A 22,879-nucleotide genomic window follows, 5' to 3' on the forward strand; every position below is an offset into this window, starting at 1 on the left:
AACCCGGAAAGTCCCTGCGATGAAAGTCTCCGACACACGTAAATTGCCGCGCCGCGCCGTTGACGTCACGGTCATGGGCCTCGGCTGCGCCCAGATGGGCAATCTCTACCGCGTCACGCCCTATGAGGAGTCCAAAGGTGCGTTCGACACGGCATGGGAAAGCGGCATGCGTTATTTCGATACCGCGCCCTTTTACGGGTATACGCGGTCGGAGCGTCGTCTCGGCACCATGGTAACGGAGCATGAGCGGAACGAATATACGCTCAGCACCAAGGTCGGCCGTGTGATGGTTCCTGACGAGACCGTCGGTCCGGAGGAGGATGCCTATATAGCGCCGCTGCCGTTCCGCCCGGTCTATGATTATTCTTATGACGGTATCCTGCGCTCCTTCGAGGCAAGCCAGCAGCGGCTGGGCGTTCTGAAGCCGGATATTCTTTACGTGCATGATATCGGCTCCTTCACCCACGGCGAAAAGCACCGGCATTACTGGGAGCAGCTGACCACTGGCGGCGGCTTCCGGGCGCTTGGCAAATTGCGCGAAGAAGGGTCCACCGGAGCTGTTGGGCTTGGCGTTAACGAATGGCAGATCGTCAGCGACGCCATGGATGTCTTCGATATAGACGTCGCCATGCTTGCTGGTCGCTATACGCTCCTGGAACAGCAGAGCCTTGCCTTCATGAACCGCTGCGCTGAAAGCGGTGTCGGCATCGTTGTCGCTGGTGCGTTCAACTCAGGCATTCTGGCTGGTAACCGCAAGTTCAACTATGCCGATGCGCCTGCCGATATCCTCACGCGCGTCGATGCGCTGCAGGGCGTGTGCGAGGAGTTGAGCGTGTCGTTGCAGGCGGCTGCGCTGCAGTTCCCGCTCGCCCATCCGGCTTCAGTCACGGTTGTGTCAGGCGCGCGCAACGCGCAACAGCTTGCCTCCAATATCGAATGGTTCGAACAATCGATCCCAGATGAATTCTGGTCCGAGCTGCACAGGCGCGGCCTGATTGCCGAAGGTTCGCCCGTGCCTGGCGGAAAGGTCTGAAGCAATGCTCATAGACGCCCACCAGCATTTCTGGCTGATGAAGGATCGTGCCGGGCAATGGCCGCCGCCGGCGCTCGCCGCCATCTACCGGGATTTTCTTCCGGCCGATCTGTCGCCGTTGCTGGCTGAGGCAGGGGTTTCGGGAACAGTGCTGGTGCAGACAATGGAGACTGCCGCCGATACGGATTTCATGCTGGAGCTGGCGGATAAGACAGATTTCATCAAAGGTGTGGTTGGCTGGGTGGACATGAAGTCCCCCGATGCGGCGACGGAAATTGCCCGCCGGGCAAAACATTCGGCCTTCAGGGGTGTACGCCCCATGCTGCAGGGCATTGAGGATGTGGCCTGGATCGACGATCCGGCGCTGGATACCGCTGTGGACGCGCTGGTGAAACACGGGCTTGTGTTTGATGCGCTGGTCCTGCCGCCAAATCTGCCGCATCTCCTGTCTTTCGCCCGCCGCCATCCGCAACTGCCTGTTGTCATCGATCATGGTGCGAAGCCGTTGATCGCCACCGGTCATTATAGCGGCTGGCGGAGCGACATGGCGGCTCTGGCTGCCCTACCCAATGTCCATTGCAAGCTTTCTGGCCTGTTGACCGAGCGCGGTGATCAGCGGCCGGAAGCGGTGCGACCCTATGCGGAAACCATTCTGGAACTCTTCGGCGCAAACCGCGTGATCTTCGGCAGCGACTGGCCGGTGTTGCGACTGGCCGGCGATTACCAGGTCTGGCTGGATTTCTGCCGCGATATCTTGCCGGCAGAGGACCATGCGGCAGTTTTTGGCGGCAACGCCATCCGTTTTTATTCCCTTTCTGACAGGTGATGCATGCTGGCGATTTTCTGTGACACTCCCGGTCAACTTACCGCCAAGGATTTACCGAAACCTGTACGCGGTGAAGGTGAAGTGCTGGTGCGCATTCGCCGCATAGGCGTCTGCGGTACGGATCTGCACATCTTCACTGGCAACCAGCCCTATCTTTCCTACCCGCGCATCATGGGCCACGAGCTTTCCGGCACCGTGGAAGAAGCACCTGATGGCAGTCCTCTTTCCGCTGGCGACGTGGTCACCGTCATTCCCTATATCTCCTGCGGAAAATGCAGCGCCTGCCTGAAAGGCAAGAGCAATTGCTGCCGCAATATTGGTGTCCTCGGCGTTCATCGCGATGGCGGCATGGTGGAATATTTGAGCGTTCCGCAGCAATTCGTGCTGAAGGCTGAGGGGTTGAGCCTCGATCAGGCGGCCATGACCGAATTTCTGGCCATCGGCGCGCATGCCGTGCGCCGCGGCGCGGTCGAGAAGGGGCAGAAGGTCCTGATCGTCGGCGCCGGCCCTATCGGCATGGCGGGTGCGGTTTTTGCGGTTCTCGATGGTGGCGAGGTGACCATGATCGACGGGCGCACCGACCGGCTGGATTTCTGCAGGGAGCATCTCGGCGTCGCCCATACCGTAACGCTCGGTGAAGGTGATAAGGACCGCCTCTCTGATATTACCGGCGGTGATTTCTTCGATGCGGTTTTTGATGCGACGGGCAATCCGAAGGCCATGGAACGCGGGTTTTCCTTCGTCGGGCACGGCGGCTCCTATGTGCTGGTATCCATAGTCGCCAGCGATATCAGCTTCAACGATCCGGAGTTTCACAAGCGCGAAACGACGCTGCTGGGCAGCCGAAATGCAACGCTTCAGGATTTCGAGCGGGTGTTGCAGGCGCTGCGGGACGGGAAGGTACCGGAAGCACTGATTACCCACCGGATGACGCTTGCCGATGTGCCTTCCAAATTCTCTCAGCTGACCGATCCGAAAGCCGGAGTAATCAAAGGCATGGTGGAGGTCGCATGACAGCTGACACGCCCATTCTGCAATTTGGCACCAGCCGTTTTCTTCTGGCGCATGCGGATCTGTTCGTTTCGCAGGCGCTGGATAAAGGCGAGGCTCTCGGGCATATCGCTATTGTTCAGACGACCGGCAATGCGGAAAGCCTGAAGCGTGTTGCCGCACTGAATAGCGGCGCGCCCTATCCTGTGCGCATTCGCGGTATCAGCGATGGGCAGGAAGTGGATGAGGAAATTCCGAGCAAGGCTGTCGCGCGGGCGCTGACCGCCGCGACCGACTGGGCCGAAGTGCGGCGTCTCGCCTGCATGGCCGAGGTCATTCTGTCCAATACGGGTGATCGCGGTTATGAGCTGGATTCCGCTGACGGGCCTGGGCTTGCTGCCGATTTCTCGGTGGTGCCGAAAAGCTTTCCGGCGAAACTCTGCATGTTGCTGCTGGAGCGTTTTCAGAGCAATCCGGAGGCGCCTTTGTCGATCTTCCCCTGCGAACTTGTGCCGCGCAATGGCGAAAGGCTGCAGCACGTCATTCGCCAGCTTGCAGACGAATGGCAGTTGCCGGCGGGGTTTGCCTTTTATCTCAACGAGAAATGCCGTTTCGCCAATAGTCTGGTCGACCGTATCGTCTCCGAGCCTATCGATCCAGTTGGTGCGGTGGCGGAGCCCTATGCGCTCTGGGCGATCGAGAGGCAGGAAGGGCTCGTTTTGCCATGCGCTCACCCTGCGATCGTGCTGACGGATGATCTCGACCACTACGAAAAGCTGAAGCTTTTTCTGCTCAATCTCGGCCACTCCTATCTGGCGGAGCGCTGGATGCAGGATGCGCGTGCGAATGACGAGACAGTGCGTCAGGCAATGGGCGACGACGCTCTCGTTACGGATCTGGAAACGCTCTGGCGGGACGAGGTTCTGCCGGTCTTTGCTGCCGAAGGCATGGGAGATGAGGCTGAGGTCTATATCAGTGTGTTGCGCGAACGTTTGCGCAATCCTTTTCTCGCGCATCGGCTGGCCGATATCGCCGGTAACCACGATGAAAAGAAGCGTCGTCGATTCATCCCGATCATTGCTGCTGCAGAACGGCTGGGATTGAACCTGCCGCAACACGGGCTGCGCGCAGCGCTCGCTACCATCAAGCAATAACGGAGTTTTTCATGCAGCGTATGGGCATGGTCATAGGTGTCAAACCCGAGATGATCGCGGAATATAAAAGGCTGCACGCTGTCGTCTGGCCGGAAGTTCTGGCGCTCATCAGCGACAGCAACATCCGTAACTATACGATCTTCCTGCGTGAACCGGAAAATCTGCTGTTCGGCTATTGGGAGTATCACGGCACGGATTTCAGCGCCGACATGGCGAAGATAGCCGCAAGCCCCAAGAACCAGGAATGGTGGTCTTTCACCATTCCCTGCCAGCAACCGCTCGAAAGCCGCAGGCAAGACGAGTGGTGGGCGATGATGGAAGAAACCTTCCACCACGATTGAACGATTTCCTTTGACACTGACCGCGAGTAACCGGCCATGACCAAAATTACAGATCTGCGTGTTTTCGACCTGCGTTTCCCGACCTCCCAGAGCCTTGACGGTTCGGATGCGATGAACCCCGACCCGGATTATTCGGCGGCTTACGTCATTCTCGACACCGACGAGCCAGGCCTGAAGGGCCACGGGCTGACCTTCACCATCGGTCGCGGCAATGACATCTGCTGCATGGCAATCGAAGCGATGCGGCATCTGGTGGTCGGTACCGACCTCACCACCGTCACCGAGAACCCCGGTAAATATTGGCGGCATCTGACGAGCGACAGCCAGCTCCGCTGGATCGGCCCGGACAAGGGTGCGATGCATCTCGCCACCGGCGCCGTCGTCAATGCGGTCTGGGATCTGCTGGCGAAGAAGGCGGGCAAGCCGGTGTGGCAGCTTGTTGCCGATATGAGCGCGGAAGAAATCGCCGACATCGTTGATTATCGTTATCTGACCGATGTGCTGACCCGCGACGATGCGCTTGCGATCCTCAAAAAGGCCGAAAGCGGCAAGAAGGAGCGTATAGAGACGCTGAAGAACGAGGGTTATGCCTGCTACACGACGTCAGCCGGCTGGCTCGGTTATGACGATGCCAAGCTGCGCCGTCTTTGCCAGGAAGCGATTGATGCCGGATTCAACCATGTGAAGATGAAGGTCGGCCGTGATCTGGAAGACGATATTCGCCGTCTCACCATCGCCCGCGAGGTGATTGGTCCTGACCGTTATCTGATGATCGATGCCAATCAGGTGTGGGAAGTGGATCAGGCAATCGAGTGGGTGAATAAGCTCGCCTTTTCCAAGCCCTTCTTCATCGAAGAACCGACCAGCCCGGATGATGTCGCCGGCCATCGCAAGATTCGCGCAGCCATCGGTTCCGTGAAGGTGGCGACGGGCGAAATGTGCCAGAACCGCATCATGTTCAAGCAGTTCATTGCTGAAGGCGCCATCGACGTGGTGCAGATCGACAGCTGCCGCATGGGTGGCCTGAATGAAGTGCTGGCTGTGCTGCTGATTGCCGCCAAATACAATCTGCCGGTCTGGCCGCATGCCGGCGGCGTTGGCCTTTGCGAATATGTGCAGCACCTGTCAATGATCGACTATCTGGTGGTTTCAGGCACCAAGGAAGGCCGCGTCATCGAATATGTGGATCACCTGCACGAGCATTTCATCGAGCCCTGCGATATCCGCAACGCCGCTTACATGCCGCCGAAACTGCCGGGCTTCTCCATCGAAATGAAGCCGGAGTCGATTGAGACCTACACCTTCGAGGCATGATTGAAAGAGAGCAGCGCCGCTTCCAGGCGCTGCCACTCCTCTTCGCTGCCGGGGAGGCCGAAACGAATATCGCTCGGCCTTTCATCAAAGATGCGGACCAGAATGCCACGTTGGCCAAGATGCCCGAACACTGCTGTGGCGCGCTTGTCCCGGACCAGCGTGAACAGGGACGTGCCGCCTTTGATTTCCAGCCCCGCTTTTTTCAGCAGGTCATTCATGCGCCGGGCTTCTTTCGTGAGTTGAAGGCGCATGGATGATCGCCATTCATCGTCTGCCAAAGCTTCGGTCGCAATATGCAGTGCCGGGCCGGAAACTGCCCAGGGACCGAGCCTTGCCTCAAGTGCGGCGGCTGTATCAGGATGCGCAATCGCGAAACCGAGCCGCACGCCCGCCATGCCATAAAATTTGCCGAAGGATCGCAGCACAACCAGCGCATCGTGATCGGCGGCATCGGCGAGGCTTTCTGTACCTCCCGCTTCGACAAAGGCTTCATCCACGACGAGCAGGCCGTTTTTACGACGCATCGAATGAGCCAGAGACAGCAAGGCGTCTCGATCCGTGACACGACCATCGGGATTGTTGGGATTGACCACCACCGCATATGCGGATGCTGACAGGTCGCCAAGGTTGTCAACTTCGGTCACGTTCAGTCCGGCCATGTGCGCTGTGCGGGCGTGTTCCGCATAGGCGGGTGAAAGCACAGCCCCGTTTTTTGCCCCACGGGAAAGAGCGATTTGAGCCAATAACGGCATCAGCATCTGGGTGCCAGGCGAAAGCGTGATGTGCGCGGCAGAAGGTGCGCCAAAATGGGTTGCTGCCAGCCGCTTCAACGCTTCGGCGGCATCCGGTTCCGGCAGGCGGGCGAATGCGCTGGCGGGAATGGGAGAATGCGGATAGGAGTGCGGATTGATCCCGGTGGATAGGTCGATCCACGGTTCAGGCGCATCAGGAAACATCAGGCGCGCCTTGCCGAGATTGCCGCCGTGACGGATCGCAGCCTGCGGCTTTTCTGGTACTGTCTCGCCCATGTTCTTTGCTCTCGCTTTCCTGTCGCTCGTGATCGAACGCTTGACCGGCTATCCGGACTGGTTGTTCAAACGTATCGGCCACCCCGTCACCTGGATCGGTTCGCTTATCGCGCTGCTGGACAAAAAATGGAACCGGGAGAGCGCTTCATTTTCGCAGCGTAAGGCGGCAGGCGTGGCTGCGCTGGTTGTTTTTGCCGGTCTCACCGTCATTCTTGCATGGTCCGTACAATCGGTTCTGCTTCTCTTGCCCATCGGCCTGTTGGCTGCGGCTGTCCTCGGCGCCTCGCTTCCGGCGCAAAAAAGTCTGGAACAGCATGTGGAGGCCGTTGCCGTTGCATTGGAGCGCGAGGGTGTGGAGGGTGGCCGCAAGGCGGTGTCGATGATCGTCGGTCGCGATCCGCAGGCGTTGGACGAGGCGGCGATATGCCGGGCGGCAATTGAGAGTCTGGCCGAGAATTTTTCTGACGGTATTGTTGCCCCTGCCCTTTGGCTCGGCTTGTTGGGCCTGCCGGGCGGTGCAGCTTACAAGGCGATCAATACGGCCGACAGCATGATCGGCCACCGCTCTCCACGCCATGAGGCCTTTGGCTGGGCCTCGGCCCGGCTGGACGATCTGGTCAATCTGCCGGCCTCAAGATTGAGCGGCGGTCTTTTCGTCATCGCCGCGTTTTTCGTGAAAGGTGCTTCTCCGCGCGGGGCCCTCGCCGCAATCCGTCGCGATGCGCACCACCATCGTTCCCCCAATGCCGGCTGGCCGGAGGCGGCGCTGGCTGGTGCGCTTGGCTTTGCGCTTGCCGGCCCGCGCTCCTATGGTGGGCAGATGATCGATGCGCGTTTTATGGGCGAAGGCGGGAGGGCGGCGCTGGTTGCCGGCGATATTCGCGCGGCGCTCAGGCTGGCAAGGATCGCAGATGTCCTGTTGATCGGCCTGTTTGGGCTTCTCGCAATCCTTATCGCGCTATAGACAGCAGCCTGTCGAGATCGAGGTGTTCTTCCATATGCGCCGCCAAACGGTCAAGAACGGCTTCAATCTGCGCATCGTAGTTCAGCTGCGTATGCTCACCGCCGAGCCGCAGCAGCCATGCGCTACGCTGGCGGTCATCCGCGAAAAGCCCGTGAATGTAGGTGCCGAAGGCGCGGCCGTCAGGCGAGATGGTGCCATCGGCATATCCCTCGATCATCGAAAACGGCAGGCTATCCGCAGCACTCTTCGTTTCGCCGACATGCATTTCATAGCCGGATAAATCAATCCCGTCGAAACTTCTGCCACGTACGGAAACGAGCCGCTTATCGCCGGTCAAAACCGTATCGACATCCAGCAGGCCAAGCCCTGTTACCGTCGCCGGCGGCCCTTCTATGCCGTCAGGATCGGCAACGGTTTTGCCGAGCATCTGGTATCCGCCGCAAAGGCCGAGAACATAGCCACCACGCCGGGCATGGGCCTTGATGTCGATATCGAGGCCTGCGTTTTTAAGCACGGCCAAATCGGCGATGGTGGATTTCGAACCGCAAAGCAGCACCAGCCGGCAATCGGCAGGAATGGTTTCGCCCGGCCGTATGCGGATCAGTTCCACATCCGGCTCCATGTCCAGCGGATCAAGATCGTCGAAATTGGAGATATGCGGCAGGATTGGCACCGCGATGCGGATCTTTGCGCCCGGTTTCTGTTGGGCCGGGCCGGAAACACCGAGAGCATCTTCTGCCGGCAGTTTCGCGGCATCGGAAAAATGCGGCAGAAGCCCGATGGAGGCCCAGCCGGTCTTTTCCGCGATCATCCGCATGCCATCGGAAAACAGCGCCGGATCGCCGCGGAAGCGGTTGACGATGAAACCTTCGATCATTGCCGCATCGTCCAGCTCAAGCACTGCCTTGGTGCCGACGAGGCTGGCGATGACGCCGCCCCGGTCGATATCGCCGATCAGGATCACCGGTGCACCGGCCGCGCGGGCGAAACCCATATTGGCGATGTCATTGGCGCGCAGGTTGATTTCAGACGCGCTGCCCGCCCCTTCCACCAGTACCAGATCGGCCTGCTGTTTCAGGCGATCGAAGCTTTCCAGCACGCGCGGCATCAGTCCCGCCTTCATGTGCTGATAATCGGCGGCCTTGGCATTGCCGACGATCTTGCCCTGCACCACCACCTGTGCACCGGTTTCGCTTTGGGGTTTAAGCAATACCGGGTTCATGTGGACGGATAGCGGCACGCCCGCCGCCCGCGCCTGCAGCGCCTGGGCGCGGCCGATCTCGCCGCCATCGGCGGTCACCGCCGCATTGTTCGACATGTTCTGCGGTTTGAACGGCATTACCGACAGGCCGCGCCGGGTGAATGCACGGGCAAGGCCGGCCACCATCAGCGATTTGCCGACATCCGAGCCGGTTCCCTGAAACATCAGCACCCGCGCAGTCATGTCAGAATTCTATCCCCGCCTGCGCCTTCACTCCCGCCTTGAAGTGGTGTTTCACCAGCGTCATTTCCGTTACCATGTCGGCCGCCTCGATCAGCGGTTGCTTGGCGTTGCGGCCGGTGACGACGACATGCAGATCAGGTCTGCGGCTGGACAGGGTTTCAACAACCTCTTCCAGCGGCAGATAGTCGTAACGCAGCGCAATGTTCAGCTCATCAAGGATCAGGAGGCCGATCGTTTTATCGGCCATCAGGACCTTGGCTTCTTCCCAGGCTTTTGTGGCTGCGGCAACATCGCGTTTCAGATCCTGCGTGTCCCACGTGAAACCCTCGCCCATGGTGCGCCAGACAACACTGTCGCCGAAAAGCGTCAACGCCTGCTGTTCGCCCGTCGACCATGCGCCCTTGATGAACTGCACGACGCCGACCCGCCGCCCGGTGCCGAGCATCCGCAGGGCAAGACCGAAGGCCGCCGTGGACTTGCCTTTGCCCGGGCCAGTATTGATCATCAGCAGACCTTTTTCGATGGTCTTTGCCGCAACTTCGGCATCCTGCACCGTCTTGCGGTTGACCATTTTCTGCCGGTGACGTTCGGCTTCGTTGTCGCTGATGTCGCGTGTCATCGCGTTTTCCTTCTCATCCTGCGGTGCGGGACCGGATGCCCCTGCCATTCGGAGCGGCGACTATACCCAATTTGCCGCACCCGGCAATGTATGAGGGGCAGGCCACGGCATTGACCCTCACCCCCGTTCAGCCTAATGGTATCGGACTGACGGTCTTTTCCCGGCAACGGGAAAAGCTAAGAGGGAACACGGTTCCACCCGGACAATGGGTCATTCCGTGGCTGCCCCCGCAACTGTAAGCGGTAAGCCCGCACCGTAAAGCCACTGGACCTCCAAGATGGGTTCGGGAAGGCGGTGTCCGGGTGTTTTGAAGCCGCAAGCCAGGAGACCTGCCGTTTCAGAAAAAAACGTCTGCCGGGCGGGGTGCTCCGGTTAGTCGGTCAGATCGAACATTGGGTTTGCGCATCTGCGCACGCCGTTTTCGATATCCGCACCCCGACGATTTTTTAAAGGCGCGGGAAGCGAAACGGTTTGGATATTTCAGCGACATCTCCATGTGCAGGCGGAAACACGCAGGCTAACACGGCATCTGGTGTTGTCGTCTTCGTTTGCCGAAGCTGTCGCGATGAAGCCGATCCCAATGCCGAACCGCGCGCCGGTTCGCGTCTCGCTGATGCCGTTATCGCAAAGGCGGAAGAATCCGGCGTCGTCGTTCGTTCCGTCAATTGCCTTGCCAATTGTAAGCGCGGCCTCAGCGCCGTGCTTCGCGGTGCCGACGGCTGGTCCTATGTGTTTGGCGGGCTGACGCCCGATGACGCGGAAGACCTGCTGACAGGCGCGCATATGCTGGCCGCCTCCGCAGACGGCCTGATGCCCTGGCGCGGCCGCCCCGAACCATTGAAGCGCGGCATGGTGGCGCGCATTCCCCCATTCGATTTTACCGAGGAGAGATCATGAGCACCCTTCTGGACCGCGTTCCCTGCACCATCGTCACCGGCTTTCTGGGGGCTGGAAAAACCACGCTGCTGCGCGGCCTTCTCGAAAAGCTGGATGGCAAGCGGCTCGCCATCATTGTCAATGAATTCGGCGATATCGGCATCGATGGCGAAATCCTGAAGGGCTGCGGCATTGAAAGCTGCCCGGAAGAAAACATCGTCGAACTGGCCAATGGCTGCATCTGCTGCACGGTGGCGGATGATTTCCAACCCGCTATCGAACAGATTTTGAGCCGCCAGCCGAAGGTGGAGCATATCCTCATCGAAACGTCCGGCCTCGCCCTGCCGAAGCCGCTGGTGCAGGCCTTCCAGTGGCCGGCGATCAAGAGCCGCGTGACGGTGGATGCAGTGGTGGCCGTGGTGGATGGCGCCGCCCTTGCCGAAGGACAGGTTGCCCACGACATGGAAGCGCTTGCCGCCCAGCGGGCCAATGACGAGGCGCTCGATCACGATGATCCGGTGGAGGAAGTTTTCGAGGATCAGGTTGCCTGCGCCGATCTTATCGTGTTGACCAAGGCCGATCTTCTCGATGATGCCGGTCTCGGCAAGGCGAAGGCCCATATCCTTGAGCATCTGCCGAAGGCGGCGAAGATCGTCGTCGCTTCGAATGGCGCCATCGACCCTGCTGTGCTGATCGGCCTGGGTCTTGCGGTGGAAGAGGATATTGAAAACCGCCGCACGCATCATGATGGCGCGTTTGACCATGAACACGACGATTTCGACAGCTTCGTCATCGACCTGCCGGCCGTGAGCGATCCGGAAGCGCTGGCGGCCCGCATCGCCGAGACGGCGGCTGCGGAAAATGTTTTGCGTATCAAGGGTTTCATCGAGGTTTCCGCCAAGCCGATGCGCCTGCAGGTGCAGGCTGTCGGCAGCCGCGTCAATCATTATTACGACCGCCCATGGGCGGCGGGTGAGGAGCGCCGCAGCCGGCTCGTTATCATTGGCGAAAAGGGCATCAACCGCGAAAAGATCGAACAGATGCTGGCCGCCTGACACTTCTTAATGGAAATGCTGTAGATGCATATTCTCGCCACCACATCCTCGTCTCTGGACGATCTGATCGAGCCGGTTGATCTCAACCAGCCCCGCTCGGATGTGGTGATGCTGTCTTTTTCGGCAAGCGATCTTGCCGGGCTGGAGCGGGCGTGGCGGGAAGCTGGAGATACTCTCCCTGCGCTCTCCGCCGCCAACCTCTCCGAGCTTCGCCACCCCATGTCGGTCGATCTGTGGATCGAAAAGACGGCGGAGCACGCCCGCGTTATCCTTATCCGGATTCTCGGCGGGGCGGATCGATGGCGCTATGGCGTCGATCAGCTTGCCATTATGGCCCGCCGGCGCGGCATCAAGCTTCTATTTTTGCCGGGCGAGTGCAGCGACAGGGACGAAAAACTCGAAGCGGCGTCGACCGTGGACATTCAGATACTGGCCTCTGCCCTTTCCTTTTTTCGTGAAGGAGGAAGGGCGAATATGGGCAGCCTTGCAGCTGGTCTTGCGGCTCTGGCAAAGGATAGCGCGTGGCCGGATATCCAGGCTGAACCATTGCCGAAGGCCGGATTTTACCGGCCCGGGCAGGGCGTCGTCAGTCAAGCGGAGGGCAGTGCCGCTTTTTCAGCCGATACAGTCAGACTGCCCATTCTCTTTTACCGCTCGATGCTGCTGGCAGATGATGCAGCACCCGTTGATGCGCTGTTCCACGCCCTTTCCGGGCGCGGTTTTGCGCCAATGCCGATTTTCGTCAGCGGCCTGAAGGATGGCGAGGCCATCCGCTTTCTCGAAACCGTGTTGCCTGACCTCCAGCCTGCCGCCATCATTGCCGCCACCGCCTTTGCCAGCCAGACGGATGAAGTCGGGAAAACAGTGTTCGACCGCCTTGGCGTTCCGGTGTTTCAGGTGGTCATGGCAACGACCCGGCGAGATGGCTGGGCGGAAAATGCGCGCGGCCTCAACCCGTCCGATCTTGCCATGCATGTGGTTCTGCCGGAATTGGATGGCCGGATTCTCGCCGGTGCGATCTCGTTCAAACAGGCGCGGGCGGATGGCGGGGCCAGCCTTCTGAATGTGCCGGAGGTGGATCGTGTCGAGCAGGTGGCGAACCGCATCTCCGCCTTCCTGCGAATGAAACAGGCACCGAAACAGGATCGCCGTGTCGTCATTCTGATGCCCGATTACCCGGGCGCCGCGCCGGGGCGCACGGGTTACGCCGTCGGTCTGGATGTGCCGCAAAGCGTGCTTGAAATGTTACGCGATCTTGCCGATGCGGGATATGCGGTGTCGGATATTCCAGACACGGCTCGGGCTCTGCTGGATTGTGTCGAGCGCCAGGAAGCGGCGATTGGTCTTTCCGCTTATCGAGATTTTCTTGAGGCTTTGCCGGAAACGGCCACCGCATCCGTGAATGCCACGTGGGGAACTGCGGAAAGTGACAATGCGCTTGCCGATGGCGCATTCCGCTTTCGTGTTGCCCGCTTTGGCAATGTGTTCGTGGCACTCGCACCGGACCGTGGGCGAAACGAGGATCGACGGGTGGACTACCACGACCCCGCCTTGCCACCCCGCCATGCACTTGTCGCCTTCGGTGCGTGGATGCAGCGGGTCGCGGCGGCGCATGCCATCGTGCATGTCGGCGCACATGGCACGCTGGAGTGGCTGCCAGGCAAGACGGTCGCGCTTTCGCGCAATTGTTTTCCCGAAATCGTCACCGGCCCGCTGCCGGTGATCTATACGTTTATCGTTTCCAATCCAGGCGAGGCAGCGGTGGCCAAACGGCGGATTGCGGCCATCACCATCGGTCATATTCCGCCAATGCTGGTCAATGCCGGGCTTTCGCCGGAACAATCGGCGTTGGAACAGCTGGTTGACGAATATGCGCAGGCGGATGGGCTGGATCGCCGCCGTCGCGATCGACTGGCGAAACTCATCGTCGAAAAGGCGCTGGAAACCGGGCTTGCGGCGGAGGCAGGCATAGGGGCGAAGGACGATGCCGACGCGGCCCTGTCGCGCATCGACGCCTTTCTCTGCGACCTCAAGGATTTCGCCATCAAGGATGGTCAGCATATTTTCGGCCGTTGCCCGGAAGGTGAAGCCGATCCGTTGAGGCTTGAAAGTGCGAAAGCGGAGAAAGCCGCGCTGCTCGCCGCGCTCGACGGTTGCCACATTTCCCCCGGCCCTTCCGGCGCACCCGCACGCGGAAGGCTGGATGTGCTGCCCACAGGGCGTAATCTTTATGCCGCCGATCCACGCACCATGCCGACGCCGACGGCCTTCGAGCTTGGCCGCATGGCGGGCGAAGAGGTACTTCGCCACCATCTGCAAAGCCATGGAGACTGGCCGAAACATCTGGTTTTCGATCTCTGGGGCAGCGCCAGCCTGCGTAATGGTGGCGAGGATGTGGCGCAGGCGCTGCATCTGATGGGGGCGAGACCGATCCATGACCCTGCTACCGGCCGCGTCACCGGCATTGAGGTTCTGCCGCCGGCGAGCCTCGGGCGGCCACGTGTCGACGTCACTTTCCGCATTTCCGGCCTATTTCGCGACATGTTCCCGGCGCTGATCGCGCTCCTTGATGCCGCCGCCAAAGCCGTGGCGCGGCGGGACGAAGCACCGGGCGATAACCCGCTGGCAGAAGAAGCGGCTGCGCTGGGCCACATTCCGGCGCGCATTTTCGGTTCCGCGCCCGGCACCTATGGCGCGGGTATCGAAGAAAAACTCGCCAGCGGAAAATGGGACGAACGCGAAGAACTGGGGCAGGCCTATCTCGACGCTGCAAGCCATGCTTTTGGCGGCGCGGACGGGCTGGAGATTTTCGAGGATGCCGGTTTTGTGGAACTGGTGCGCCGGGCCGATCTTCTTGTCCATACCGGCGATGATCCCGGCCGTGATCTTCTCGACGGTTCTTCCGATGTCGCCTTTATCGGTGGCTTTTCTGCCGCGAAGGCTGCACTTGGCGGCGTGGCGGATATTGTGGCGCTGGATACGACAGATCCGGCACGCCCGCGTGCAAGGTCGATGACGCAGGCGCTGACGCGTGTGGTGCGCGCACGCGCCGTCAATCCGCGTTTCATTGCCGGCCAGATGCGGCATGGCCCACGCGGAGCGGCGGAATTTGCCGAGACGGTGGACAGGCTGGTCGGTTTCGCCGAAACCACCCATGCGGTTTCCTCTTCGCTGATCGAGGCGCTTTATGATGCCTATTTCGGCAATGAGGAGGTGCGCGATTTCATCCTGCGGGAAAACCCGAAAGCAGCCCAGGTGATGGCCGAGCGCTTCCTCTCCGCTCGCCGTCGTGGCCTGTGGCACAGCCGGCGAAATGCGGTGGATGCGGAGCTGGAAATGCTGATCCTGCCCCGCACGGAAAGGGTGGGCGCGTGATGGCTGCTGCTGCTGATCCCGTTCAGCCATTCGGTCGCCGCGGTCTTTGCCCGGCGCTCTCAGCACCCATGCGGACCGGCGACGGTTTTCTGTCCCGGGTAGCTTTCGAAGCGGATATCTCGCCCCGTGCGATAGTGACACTTTGCGATCTCGCCGAGCGGTACGGCAATGGGCTGCTCGACATCACCGCACGCGGCAGCCTCCAGTTCCGTGGCCTGACGCTGGAAAGCGCATGCGCCTTGGAAAAAGATGTTCTGGCGCTTGGCCTGCCGCTGCGCGAGGGCCTGGCAGTCGAGACTTCGCCTCTCGCCGGCCGGGATAATGCGGAAATCGCTGATGGACGGTTTCTTGCCGAGCAGATTCGGAAAGCGGCCGACAGGCTCGCTCTTCATGAAAAGCTCGCCGCCAAAATTTCTGTCGTCATCGATGGCGGCGGACATCTCTCCATGGGGGATTTGCTGGCGGATATCCGCCTGAAAGCGATCCGGCTGGACGGCAGGATTTCCTGGCAATTGCTTGTCGGTGGGCCGGAAAGCAAGGCGCTGAATGCGGGATTGGTCGAGACGGGTGTGGCGGCGGATGTCGTTCTGTCGCTTCTCCTTTATCTCGCCGGCAAGGGGCGGCTTGCCCGTGGCCGCGATCTGGACCAATCGACCATCAAAGCGGTTTGTGGTGACCTACTGCTGGATCGGGTGATAAAGACCGAGGCCGTCCGGGCACCTTCTTCGCCGCTGGGGTTGATGGCGGCGGGCACGGGTTTTTTTGCCGCCGGTGCCGCGCCTGCCTTCGGGCAGGTCCGAGGCTCTGATTTATCGCGTCTCTGCCAGGACGCCGATATGCTCGGCATCAAGGCCTTACGGCCGTCACCAAACCATAGCATGCTATTTTTTGGATCGAAATCCGATTGCGATGCACTGCTTGAGACTGCGGGCGCATGTGGTTTCGTTACCGAGGCCGGTGATCCGCGATCTTCCATCGCCGTCTGTCCCGGCGCGCCGGGCTGTGCATCGGCTTTTCTCCCCACCCATGAACTGGCGGCTTTTGCTTCCCGGGAATGCGCCTCATTGCTCGACGGTTCTTTCACGCTGCATATTTCCGGCTGTGGCAAAGGTTGTGCGCACCCTGCCCCATCGCTTCTGGCCGTTTGCGGCACGGCGGATGGCCTTGCCTTTTCCGTTTCCGGCCGCGCCGGCGACCCGCCGGACGGCATTTTACCTTTCGCGCAGCAGAGGACGGCGCTTTCGCGGCTTGCCCGTCTTTACGAAAAAGAACATAAGCCCGGGGAAAACGGTGCCACCCTGCTTGCCCGTCTTGGCAGGCAAGCGATTGGTGCGGCGCTTCGACAGGATGACCGATGACCGACTATGACTATATTCGCGACGGCAACGCGATCTACGAGCGCTCCTTCGCCATTATCCGCGAAGAAGCGGATTTATCCGGCTTTACCGAAGAGCAGGCGGATATCGCCATTCGCATGATCCATGCCTGCGGGCAGGTGGAGGCGGCCAGCCATTTCCGTTTCTCGCCCGATTTTGTTGCCGCTGCCCGGGGTGCGTTGCTGGCGGGAAAGCCCATCCTCTGTGATGCGCAAATGGTTGCCCATGGCGTGACCCACGCCCGGCTTCCGACTGACAATGCCGTCATCTGCACGTTGCGCGATCCACGCACACCAGAGCTTGCGAAAAAGATCGGCAATACCCGTTCCGCTGCCGCACTCGATCTCTGGGCGGAAAAACTGGACGGCGCTCTTGTTGCCATCGGCAATGCACCGACGGCACTGTTCTATCTTCTCGAGATGCTGGAAAAGGGTGCGCCGCGTCCCGCCGCCATCATCGGCATGCCTGTCGGGTTTGTCGGTGCGGCGGAATCGAAGGATGCGCTGGAGGCAAGTACGCTCGGCATTCCCTATGCCATCGTCAAGGGACGTATGGGCGGTTCGGCCATGACGGCGGCTGCCATCAATGCGGTTGCGAGGGCAGGCCTGTGAGTGCGGCTCTTTTTGAACATGCCAAGGGTAAACTGGTTGGCGTCGGCACCGGTCCCGGTGATCCGGAGCTTCTGACGCTGAAGGCGGTGCGCGCCATCGAAAATGCCGATGTGCTTGCCTTCTTTTGCAAGAAGGGCGGCAGCGGCAATGGTCGCGGCATCGTTGAAGCTTTCATCCGCCCCGGCACGCTGGAAATGCCGCTGGTCTATCCGGTAACCGTTGAAAGCGACAAGAACGGCGAGGATTATCGCGGCGCGATCACTGCATTCTTCGACCAGTCGGCAAAGGATATCGCCACCCATCTTGAAGCTGGGCGCAATGTGGCCGTACTTTCGGAAGGCGATCCGCTGTTTTACGGCTCCTATATGCACCTTCATCTGCGGCTGTCTCCGTCCTATGATGCAGAGGTGGTTGCGGGCATCACCGCCATGTCCGGCTGCTGGTCCATGGCCGGGCTGCCGCTGGTACAGGGTGACGACATATTGAGCGTGCTTCCCGGAACGCTGGCGGAAGATATTCTCGCGGAACGACTTTCCGGCACCGATGGGGCCGTTATCATGAAGGTTGGGCGTAACCTGCCGAAAATCCGCCGGGCGCTGGAAAGGGCCGGCAAGCTCAGCGAGGCACTTTATGTGGAACGCGGCACCATGGCAAACAGCCATGCGGTGCCGCTTATCGAGCGTGACGCATCGCCGGCACCCTATTTTTCGCTGGTTCTGGTTCCCGGCTGGAAAACCAGACCCTCTACAGGTGAAAAGCCATGACCGGCAGGCTCGTCGTCGTCGGCCTCGGCCCCGGCAGTGCAGCGCAGGTAACGCCGGAAGCGCTGGCTGCAGTTGAGGCTTCGGAAGATTTCTTCGGTTATATTCCCTATCTAGACCGTCTGTCGCTTGGCCCACACCAGCGCTGCCATGCCTCCGACAATCGCGAGGAAATTTCCCGCGCCGAACAGGCGTTGCGACTTGCGGCCGAAGGCGGCAAGGTCTGTGTGGTTTCCGGTGGCGATCCCGGTGTTTTCGCCATGGCGGCGGCCATCTGCGAGGCGATTGAAAATGGCCCGTCTGAATGGCGCGACATCGATTTTTCCGTCGTACCGGGTGTGACCGCCATGCTGGCCGTTGCGGCAAAGGCCGGTGCGCCGCTGGGCCATGATTTCTGCGCCATTTCACTGTCGGACAATCTCAAGCCGTGGGGCATCATCGAAAAGCGGCTGATCGCGGCGGCGGAAGCCGGATTTGTGATGGCTTTCTACAACCCCGTCAGCAAGGCGCGGCCGCACCAGCTCGGCACCGCTTTTGATCTTTTGCGCGCGCATCTGCCCGGCTCGGTGCCGGTGATCTTCGGTCGCGCCGCAGGCCGGGCAGACGAGCGCATTCGGGTCGTGCCCCTGTCGGAAGCATCAAGCGATATGGCTGACATGGCCACCTGCGTCATCGTCGGTTCGGTGGAAACCCGTCTGATCGAGCGTTCCGGCAAGGAGCCGATCGTTTATTCACCGCGGTTTTCAAAAAGGGAGAGCTGATGGCGGATGGCGGTGAGCGCAGTCGCTATGTCCGACACCGTCGTGCCTTTCAGGCGCGCGACGCCGAGAGTGCGTGGCCGCTCGATCATGATGACCGGCAGGCCAAGCCGTCTCGCCGCTTCGATCTTGCCGTAACTGGCGCTGCCACCGGAATTCTTGGAAACCACCGTCTCGATGCGGTTTTCCTCCAGCATGCGGATTTCGTCATCGAGCGCAAAGGGGCCGCGCGCGGTGATGTAGCGCGCATCCGGTACTTTCAGCGGCGGCTCCACAGGATCGACGCTGCGGATAAGATAGCTGTGCCGGTGTGCGGCTTCGAAGGGAAGCAACTCCTGACGGCCAAGAGCCAGAAATACACGTCTGCTTTCATCTCCGAGCGCGGCAACGGCCTGTTCGATGGTGTCGACGCTCTGCCACCTGTCACCCGGCTGGTGCTGCCAGACGGGGCGCGAAAGCGCGACAAGCGGAATGTCGGCCAGCCTTGCCGCTTCAACCGCGTTGGCGGAAATTCTCGCCGCATAGGGATGGGTGGCATCGACCAGAATATCGAAACCCTCGGAGCGGATGAAATCCGCCAGCCCTGCTGCGCCACCAAACCCGCCGCTGCGCATCGGTACCGGCTGTTCGACCGGCGAGAGCGTGCGGCCCGCCATGGACAGCAGAATTCGGTAGCCGGAGTCCTCCGCCAACCTGCCGGCCAGAATGCGGGCATCCGCCGTGCCGCCAAGGATGAGTATGGAGCGTGTCATGACGTCTGAATATTCCGGAACGGCCAGTTCTTCTACTGAAAAGATAGCTTCTACTGAAAAGAGCGTTTCCGCTGAAAAGAAAAAAGAGCCGTGGCTTTCCATCGTCGGCATAGGCGAGGACGGGCTTGAAGGGCTCGGCAAAAATGCTCTCCGGGCGATCGAAGCGGCCGATGTGGTTTTTGGCGGCAAACGCCATCTGGAATTGGCCGCTGCGGCCATTCAGGGCGATGCGCGCGCATGGCCGGTGCCGTTCGATGTGGAGATGAGTGATGTTCTCTCATTGCGCGGATGCCGTGTGTGCGTGCTCGCCTCCGGCGATCCATTTTTCTACGGTGTCGGCGTTACGCTTCTACGGCGGATTCCGTCGGAGGAAACAGTCTGTTATCCCTCGCCTTCCGCCTTTTCTCTGGCTGCAGCGCGGCTTGGCTGGGCGCTGCAATCGGCTGCATGCGTTTCGCTGCACGGGCGCTCCATCGATCTTTTGCGGCCGCATCTGCATCCCGGCGCGCGCATCATTGCGCTGACCTCGGATGAGCGAGACCCGGCCTTGATCGCAGGGTTGCTGGCCGAGTCCGGCTTTGGTCGGTCGGAATTCATCCTGCTCGAGGCATTGGGCGGAGCGCGCGAAAGGCGGCGGCAAGCCAGGGCGGCTGGTTTTGCCTTTGAAGATATTGACCCGCTGAATGTTGTGGCGATTGATGTCGTGGCGGATGAGGATGCGCGTGTCCTGCCGTTTACGCAGGGGCTCGATGACAGCCTGTTCGAACATGACGGACAGATAACCAAACGTGAAATCCGGGCTGTGACGCTCTCCTCGCTGGCGCCCCGGCGTGGAGAATTGCTGTGGGACATTGGCGCGGGCTCCGGCTCGATCGGCATCGAATGGATGCTGTCGCATCCTTCGCTGCTCGCCATCGCCATAGAGCAACATCCGGAAAGAGCGGAGCGAATTACCCGCAATGCCGATGCTTTTGGCGTTCCGGGGCTGGAGGTCATGATCGGCGTGGCCCCGGCGGCCTTTGAAGGCTTGCCTGCGCCGGATGCTATTTTCATTGGCGGTGGCGGCAGTGAAGCAGGTGTGTTCGAGGCTGCCATGGAGGCTCTGAAACCCGGGGGTCGGCTGGTCGCCAATGCGGTGACGCTGGAAATGGAAGCGGTGCTGCTGGCCGCTCATGCGCGGCTTGGCGGTTCGATGATCCGGCTGGAGGTGTCCCGCGTAGTGGCTGTCGGTTCCATGTCAGGCTGGCGTCCGGCCATGCCGGTAACTCAATGGAGCTGGGTCAAGCCATGGTGACCGTGGCTGGTATAGGCTGCCGCAAGGGTATTCCTTCGGACGCGATCATCACGGCCATACGCGCCGCCGAGCGGACCTCTGGCGTGAAGGTTGACTCTTTGGCGACTGCTCCGCTCAAGGCCGGGGAAGCTGGCCTCGCGGAAGCGGCGAAAGCCCTCTCGCTGTCGCTTGAAATCGTAACGCAGGAACGGCTCGAGGCAGTTGCCGCCGAGACGATGACATTTTCACAGGCCAGCCTCGATCACGCCGGAACGCCCAGCGTCAGCGAAGCCTCGGCGCTTGCGGCAGCTGGAGCAGGTGCATGGTTGGTTGCGCCCCGCTTCATCGTCGGTGATGTAACTGTGGCTATCGCAACGACGAGCAACGCGCCACGTGGTAGCGACTGCGCCATTGAATACGGAGAAGAAGAATGACGGTTCATTTCATCGGCGCCGGTCCGGGTGCCGCAGATCTCATAACGGTGCGCGGGCGCGATCTCATCGCTGCCTGCCCTGTGTGTCTTTATGCCGGTTCGCTGGTTCCGAAGGCCTTGATCGATTATTGCCCGCCGGGTGCCCGCATCGTCGATACGGCTGCTCTTTCACTTGATGAAATCGAGGCGGAATTTGTTGCGGCGGCAAAGGCAGGCAAGGATGTGGCGCGGCTGCATTCCGGTGACCTTTCCGTCTGGAGCGCCATGGGTGAGCAGATCCGCCGTCTGGAACGGCTGGGGCTTGATTATACCGTCACGCCCGGCGTGCCCTCCTTCGCTGCCGCTGCCGCCACCTTGCAGCGGGAACTGACGGTGCCCGAAGTGGCGCAGAGCCTCGTGCTGACCCGTATCTCCGGTCGCGCATCGAAGATGCCTGACGGTGAGACGCTGAAGGCTTTCGGTGCGACTGGCACGACACTCGCCATTCACCTCGCCATCCATGCCATCGGCAAGGTGGTGGAGGAGCTGTCGCCGCTTTATGGGTCCGATTGCCCCGTTGCCATCGTGGTACGTGCGTCCTGGCCGGATGAGCGGGTCATTCGCGGCACACTGTTCGATATTGAGGGCAAGCTTGCGGCCGAGCCGGTGGAGCGCACGGCGCTGATCTTTGTCGGTCGCGGGCTTGCCTCGACGGATTTTCGTGAGAGCGCGCTTTATAGTACCGACTATGTACGCCGGTTCCGTTCTCCGAAAGAAGATGCGGCGGGTTGATGCGACGGCGTGGAGGCGGTGCGCCCCTTGAGCGCGCCCTGACGATCGAAAACCACAATATCGAGCGCGATGGCCGGCGTGTTCAGCGCCGCCGCGGCGGTTATCCAGGCTTTTTTCGCAACGATTGCCCCGAGGTCTATCCCCGCGTCTTCGGCCAGCTGAAAGGCGTGCGCGACCATGTTGGCCTGACGGATGGCAGTGGCGAGATTGTCATCCCCTCCCGCCTCCGCGGCCAAAGCCGCCAACGCTTCAAGGTCGGCAAGGCCTTTCTTGGAATGCACGTCGAGCATGCCCTGAGCGAGCTTGGTCATTTTGGCGACACCGCCGGCGATCGTTACCCGCTCGACTGGATGGCTGCGCAGATATTTCAGCATGCCGCCGATAAAATCGCCCATGTCGATCAGCGCTGTCTCAGGCAGGTCATACAGTGCTTGCCCGGCCTTTTCGGAGGTGTTTCCGGTCGCGCCAAGCACGTGGGCGCAGCCAGTCGCCCGTGCCACATCGATGCCGCGCCAGATGGAGTGGATCCAGGCCGAGCAGGAAAAGGGAATGACGACGCCGGTGGTGCCGAGAATGGAAATGCCGCCGAGAATGCCGAGCCTGCCATTCAGGGTTTTTTCCGCCAGTTTTTCGCCGTCACGAACGGAAATCTCGACTTCGAAATCGGTCTGCGCGCCAGCCACCTCGCGAATGGCGGCCTCGATCATCTTGCGCGGCACCGGGTTGATGGCGGGTTCTCCCGGCGGCAGCGGCAGGCCCGGCCGGGTAACGGTGCCGACGCCCTTGCCGGCCTTGAAAGTGATGCCGCTTCCGGGCTCACCCCGTCTGACCGTGCTTTCAATCAGGGCGCCATGGGTGACGTCGGGATCGTCTCCGGCATCCTTGACGACGCCGGCGCGGGCGAAGTCCTCACCTTTTTCTTCCGTTGCGAGGGAAAATGCCGGCCTTGCGCCGCTTGGAAGTTCAACCTCGACAGGGTAAGGAAATTCCCCGGTCAGAAGGGCGGCGCAAGCCGCCTTCGTGGCGGCCGCCGCGCAGGTACCCGTGGTCCAGCCGCGGCGAAGGGTCTTTCCATCTGTTTCCATATGAATTCCTATAGCCGGGACGGCTTTTTCCGTCATCGTT

General features: G+C 60.8%; 22 protein-coding genes and 1 riboswitch. Of the genes, 17 read left to right on the forward strand and 5 right to left on the reverse strand.

The window, feature by feature from the left end; translation table 11 throughout:
* Positions 1-19: 19 nt before the first annotated feature.
* Genes AKG12_RS09780 through AKG12_RS09805 form a run of 6 tightly spaced genes read left to right on the forward strand, consistent with a single transcriptional unit; the run spans position 20 to position 5,658 of the window.
* Entirely contained in the window at positions 20-1,033 is a 1,014-nt protein-coding gene (locus AKG12_RS09780; RefSeq protein WP_052818653.1) for an aldo/keto reductase, read from the forward strand.
* Between the two features lie 4 nt (positions 1,034-1,037).
* A complete protein-coding gene (locus AKG12_RS09785) occupies positions 1,038-1,859 on the forward strand; it encodes an amidohydrolase family protein (protein WP_052818654.1) in 822 nt (273 codons plus the stop codon).
* 3 nt (positions 1,860-1,862) lie between these two features.
* Positions 1,863-2,873, forward strand: a complete 1,011-nt coding sequence (locus tag AKG12_RS09790) for a zinc-binding alcohol dehydrogenase family protein (RefSeq protein ID WP_052818655.1) — start codon at positions 1,863-1,865, stop codon at positions 2,871-2,873.
* Entirely contained in the window at positions 2,870-4,003 is a 1,134-nt protein-coding gene (locus AKG12_RS09795) for a mannitol dehydrogenase family protein (protein ID WP_052818656.1), read from the forward strand. Before AKG12_RS09790 ends, AKG12_RS09795 begins: the two co-directional genes overlap by 4 nt.
* Before the next feature lie 11 nt (positions 4,004-4,014).
* Positions 4,015-4,344, forward strand: a complete 330-nt coding sequence (locus tag AKG12_RS09800; RefSeq protein ID WP_052818657.1) for an L-rhamnose mutarotase — start codon at positions 4,015-4,017, stop codon at positions 4,342-4,344.
* A gap of 36 nt (positions 4,345-4,380) precedes the next feature.
* Positions 4,381-5,658 (forward strand): L-fuconate dehydratase, encoded by a 1,278-nt coding sequence (locus tag AKG12_RS09805; protein ID WP_052818658.1) that lies wholly within the window; start codon positions 4,381-4,383, stop codon positions 5,656-5,658.
* Here the strand turns inward: AKG12_RS09805 and cobD are convergent.
* Complete coding sequence (gene cobD, locus AKG12_RS09810; protein ID WP_052818659.1) at positions 5,640-6,686, reverse strand: threonine-phosphate decarboxylase CobD; 1,047 nt, start codon at positions 6,684-6,686, stop codon at positions 5,640-5,642. The two genes, AKG12_RS09805 and cobD, sit on opposite strands and share 19 nt — an antisense overlap.
* Here cobD and cbiB point away from each other — a divergent pair.
* Positions 6,685-7,650 carry an adenosylcobinamide-phosphate synthase CbiB gene (cbiB, locus tag AKG12_RS09815; RefSeq protein ID WP_052818660.1) on the forward strand — a complete coding sequence of 322 codons (966 nt, stop codon included), beginning with the start codon at positions 6,685-6,687 and terminating at the stop codon, positions 7,648-7,650. The two genes, cobD and cbiB, sit on opposite strands and share 2 nt — an antisense overlap.
* On the opposite strand, the gene AKG12_RS09820 is transcribed toward cbiB, so the two are convergent.
* Positions 7,637-9,094, reverse strand: coding sequence for a cobyric acid synthase (locus AKG12_RS09820; RefSeq protein ID WP_052818661.1), 1,458 nt, complete (start codon positions 9,092-9,094; stop codon positions 7,637-7,639). The genes cbiB and AKG12_RS09820 overlap by 14 nt on opposite strands.
* Before the next feature lies 1 nt (position 9,095).
* A complete protein-coding gene (cobO, locus tag AKG12_RS09825) occupies positions 9,096-9,713 on the reverse strand; it encodes a cob(I)yrinic acid a,c-diamide adenosyltransferase (RefSeq protein WP_052818826.1) in 618 nt (205 codons plus the stop codon).
* Between the two features lie 133 nt (positions 9,714-9,846).
* Positions 9,847-10,064, forward strand: a riboswitch (cobalamin riboswitch).
* Between the two features lie 120 nt (positions 10,065-10,184).
* On the opposite strand from cobO, the gene AKG12_RS09830 reads away from it, so the two are divergent.
* From AKG12_RS09830 to AKG12_RS09860, 7 genes are read left to right on the forward strand one after another with little or no spacing between them, the layout of a single operon-like run.
* Complete coding sequence (locus AKG12_RS09830) at positions 10,185-10,610, forward strand: DUF1636 family protein (protein WP_052818662.1); 426 nt, start codon at positions 10,185-10,187, stop codon at positions 10,608-10,610.
* The gene (cobW, locus tag AKG12_RS09835; RefSeq protein WP_052818663.1) at positions 10,607-11,644 is read left to right on the forward strand and encodes a cobalamin biosynthesis protein CobW; all 1,038 of its coding nucleotides are present in this window, start codon (positions 10,607-10,609) and stop codon (positions 11,642-11,644) included. Before AKG12_RS09830 ends, cobW begins: the two co-directional genes overlap by 4 nt.
* Positions 11,645-11,668: 24 nt before the next feature.
* Positions 11,669-15,019 (forward strand): cobaltochelatase subunit CobN, encoded by a 3,351-nt coding sequence (gene cobN, locus AKG12_RS09840; protein ID WP_052818664.1) that lies wholly within the window; start codon positions 11,669-11,671, stop codon positions 15,017-15,019.
* Positions 15,019-16,377, forward strand: coding sequence for a precorrin-3B synthase (cobG, locus tag AKG12_RS09845; RefSeq protein ID WP_052818665.1), 1,359 nt, complete (start codon positions 15,019-15,021; stop codon positions 16,375-16,377). Before cobN ends, cobG begins: the two co-directional genes overlap by 1 nt.
* Entirely contained in the window at positions 16,374-17,006 is a 633-nt protein-coding gene (locus AKG12_RS09850; protein WP_052818666.1) for a precorrin-8X methylmutase, read from the forward strand. The genes cobG and AKG12_RS09850 overlap by 4 nt, the downstream gene beginning before the upstream one ends.
* On the forward strand, positions 17,003-17,770 hold the full coding sequence (locus tag AKG12_RS09855; protein WP_052818667.1) for a precorrin-2 C(20)-methyltransferase: 768 nt from the start codon (positions 17,003-17,005) through the stop codon (positions 17,768-17,770). Before AKG12_RS09850 ends, AKG12_RS09855 begins: the two co-directional genes overlap by 4 nt.
* Positions 17,767-18,528, forward strand: a complete 762-nt coding sequence (locus AKG12_RS09860; RefSeq protein WP_052818668.1) for a precorrin-3B C(17)-methyltransferase — start codon at positions 17,767-17,769, stop codon at positions 18,526-18,528. Before AKG12_RS09855 ends, AKG12_RS09860 begins: the two co-directional genes overlap by 4 nt.
* Here the strand turns inward: AKG12_RS09860 and AKG12_RS09865 are convergent.
* Positions 18,495-19,277 carry a cobalt-precorrin-6A reductase gene (locus tag AKG12_RS09865; protein ID WP_052818669.1) on the reverse strand — a complete coding sequence of 261 codons (783 nt, stop codon included), beginning with the start codon at positions 19,275-19,277 and terminating at the stop codon, positions 18,495-18,497. The genes AKG12_RS09860 and AKG12_RS09865 overlap by 34 nt on opposite strands.
* On the opposite strand from AKG12_RS09865, the gene AKG12_RS09870 reads away from it, so the two are divergent.
* The 3 genes from AKG12_RS09870 to cobM are packed head-to-tail and all read left to right on the forward strand — an operon-like array spanning position 19,276 to position 21,754.
* Positions 19,276-20,571 carry a bifunctional cobalt-precorrin-7 (C(5))-methyltransferase/cobalt-precorrin-6B (C(15))-methyltransferase gene (locus AKG12_RS09870; RefSeq protein ID WP_052818670.1) on the forward strand — a complete coding sequence of 432 codons (1,296 nt, stop codon included), beginning with the start codon at positions 19,276-19,278 and terminating at the stop codon, positions 20,569-20,571. The genes AKG12_RS09865 and AKG12_RS09870 overlap by 2 nt on opposite strands.
* Complete coding sequence (locus AKG12_RS09875) at positions 20,565-20,984, forward strand: cobalamin biosynthesis protein (protein WP_052818671.1); 420 nt, start codon at positions 20,565-20,567, stop codon at positions 20,982-20,984. The genes AKG12_RS09870 and AKG12_RS09875 overlap by 7 nt, the downstream gene beginning before the upstream one ends.
* Positions 20,981-21,754: a precorrin-4 C(11)-methyltransferase gene (gene cobM / locus AKG12_RS09880; protein ID WP_052818672.1), complete on the forward strand. Its 774-nt coding sequence runs from the start codon at positions 20,981-20,983 to the stop codon at positions 21,752-21,754. Before AKG12_RS09875 ends, cobM begins: the two co-directional genes overlap by 4 nt.
* Here cobM and AKG12_RS09885 read toward each other — a convergent pair.
* Entirely contained in the window at positions 21,709-22,839 is a 1,131-nt protein-coding gene (locus tag AKG12_RS09885; protein WP_052818673.1) for a cobalt-precorrin-5B (C(1))-methyltransferase, read from the reverse strand. The two genes, cobM and AKG12_RS09885, sit on opposite strands and share 46 nt — an antisense overlap.
* Positions 22,840-22,879: the final 40 nt, after the last annotated feature.

The organism is Agrobacterium sp. SUL3, assembly GCF_001263295.1.
GTDB classification, from domain to species: Bacteria; Pseudomonadota; Alphaproteobacteria; order Rhizobiales; family Rhizobiaceae; genus Agrobacterium; species Agrobacterium tomkonis.

Bases quoted from the DNA above. Each gene is read 5' to 3' on its own strand.
- AKG12_RS09865 (WP_052818669.1), bottom strand. From the start codon at position 19,277: ATGACACGCTCCATACTCATCCTTGGCGGCACGGCGGATGCCCGCATT.
- cobN (WP_052818664.1), top strand. From the start codon at position 11,669: ATGCATATTCTCGCCACCACATCCTCGTCTCTGGACGATCTGATCGAG.
- AKG12_RS09790 (WP_052818655.1), top strand. From the start codon at position 1,863: ATGCTGGCGATTTTCTGTGACACTCCCGGTCAACTTACCGCCAAGGAT.
- AKG12_RS09800 (WP_052818657.1), top strand. From the start codon at position 4,015: ATGCAGCGTATGGGCATGGTCATAGGTGTCAAACCCGAGATGATCGCG.
- AKG12_RS09885 (WP_052818673.1), bottom strand. From the start codon at position 22,839: ATGGAAACAGATGGAAAGACCCTTCGCCGCGGCTGGACCACGGGTACC.
- AKG12_RS09785 (WP_052818654.1), top strand. From the start codon at position 1,038: ATGCTCATAGACGCCCACCAGCATTTCTGGCTGATGAAGGATCGTGCC.
- cobG (WP_052818665.1), top strand. From the start codon at position 15,019: ATGGCTGCTGCTGCTGATCCCGTTCAGCCATTCGGTCGCCGCGGTCTT.
- AKG12_RS09805 (WP_052818658.1), top strand. From the start codon at position 4,381: ATGACCAAAATTACAGATCTGCGTGTTTTCGACCTGCGTTTCCCGACC.
- AKG12_RS09870 (WP_052818670.1), top strand. From the start codon at position 19,276: ATGACGTCTGAATATTCCGGAACGGCCAGTTCTTCTACTGAAAAGATA.
- AKG12_RS09860 (WP_052818668.1), top strand. From the start codon at position 17,767: ATGACCGGCAGGCTCGTCGTCGTCGGCCTCGGCCCCGGCAGTGCAGCG.
- AKG12_RS09795 (WP_052818656.1), top strand. From the start codon at position 2,870: ATGACAGCTGACACGCCCATTCTGCAATTTGGCACCAGCCGTTTTCTT.
- AKG12_RS09780 (WP_052818653.1), top strand. From the start codon at position 20: ATGAAAGTCTCCGACACACGTAAATTGCCGCGCCGCGCCGTTGACGTC.
- cobM (WP_052818672.1), top strand. From the start codon at position 20,981: ATGACGGTTCATTTCATCGGCGCCGGTCCGGGTGCCGCAGATCTCATA.
- cobW (WP_052818663.1), top strand. From the start codon at position 10,607: ATGAGCACCCTTCTGGACCGCGTTCCCTGCACCATCGTCACCGGCTTT.
- AKG12_RS09820 (WP_052818661.1), bottom strand. From the start codon at position 9,094: ATGACTGCGCGGGTGCTGATGTTTCAGGGAACCGGCTCGGATGTCGGC.
- AKG12_RS09875 (WP_052818671.1), top strand. From the start codon at position 20,565: ATGGTGACCGTGGCTGGTATAGGCTGCCGCAAGGGTATTCCTTCGGAC.
- cobD (WP_052818659.1), bottom strand. From the start codon at position 6,686: ATGGGCGAGACAGTACCAGAAAAGCCGCAGGCTGCGATCCGTCACGGC.
- cbiB (WP_052818660.1), top strand. From the start codon at position 6,685: ATGTTCTTTGCTCTCGCTTTCCTGTCGCTCGTGATCGAACGCTTGACC.
- cobO (WP_052818826.1), bottom strand. From the start codon at position 9,713: ATGACACGCGACATCAGCGACAACGAAGCCGAACGTCACCGGCAGAAA.
- AKG12_RS09850 (WP_052818666.1), top strand. From the start codon at position 16,374: ATGACCGACTATGACTATATTCGCGACGGCAACGCGATCTACGAGCGC.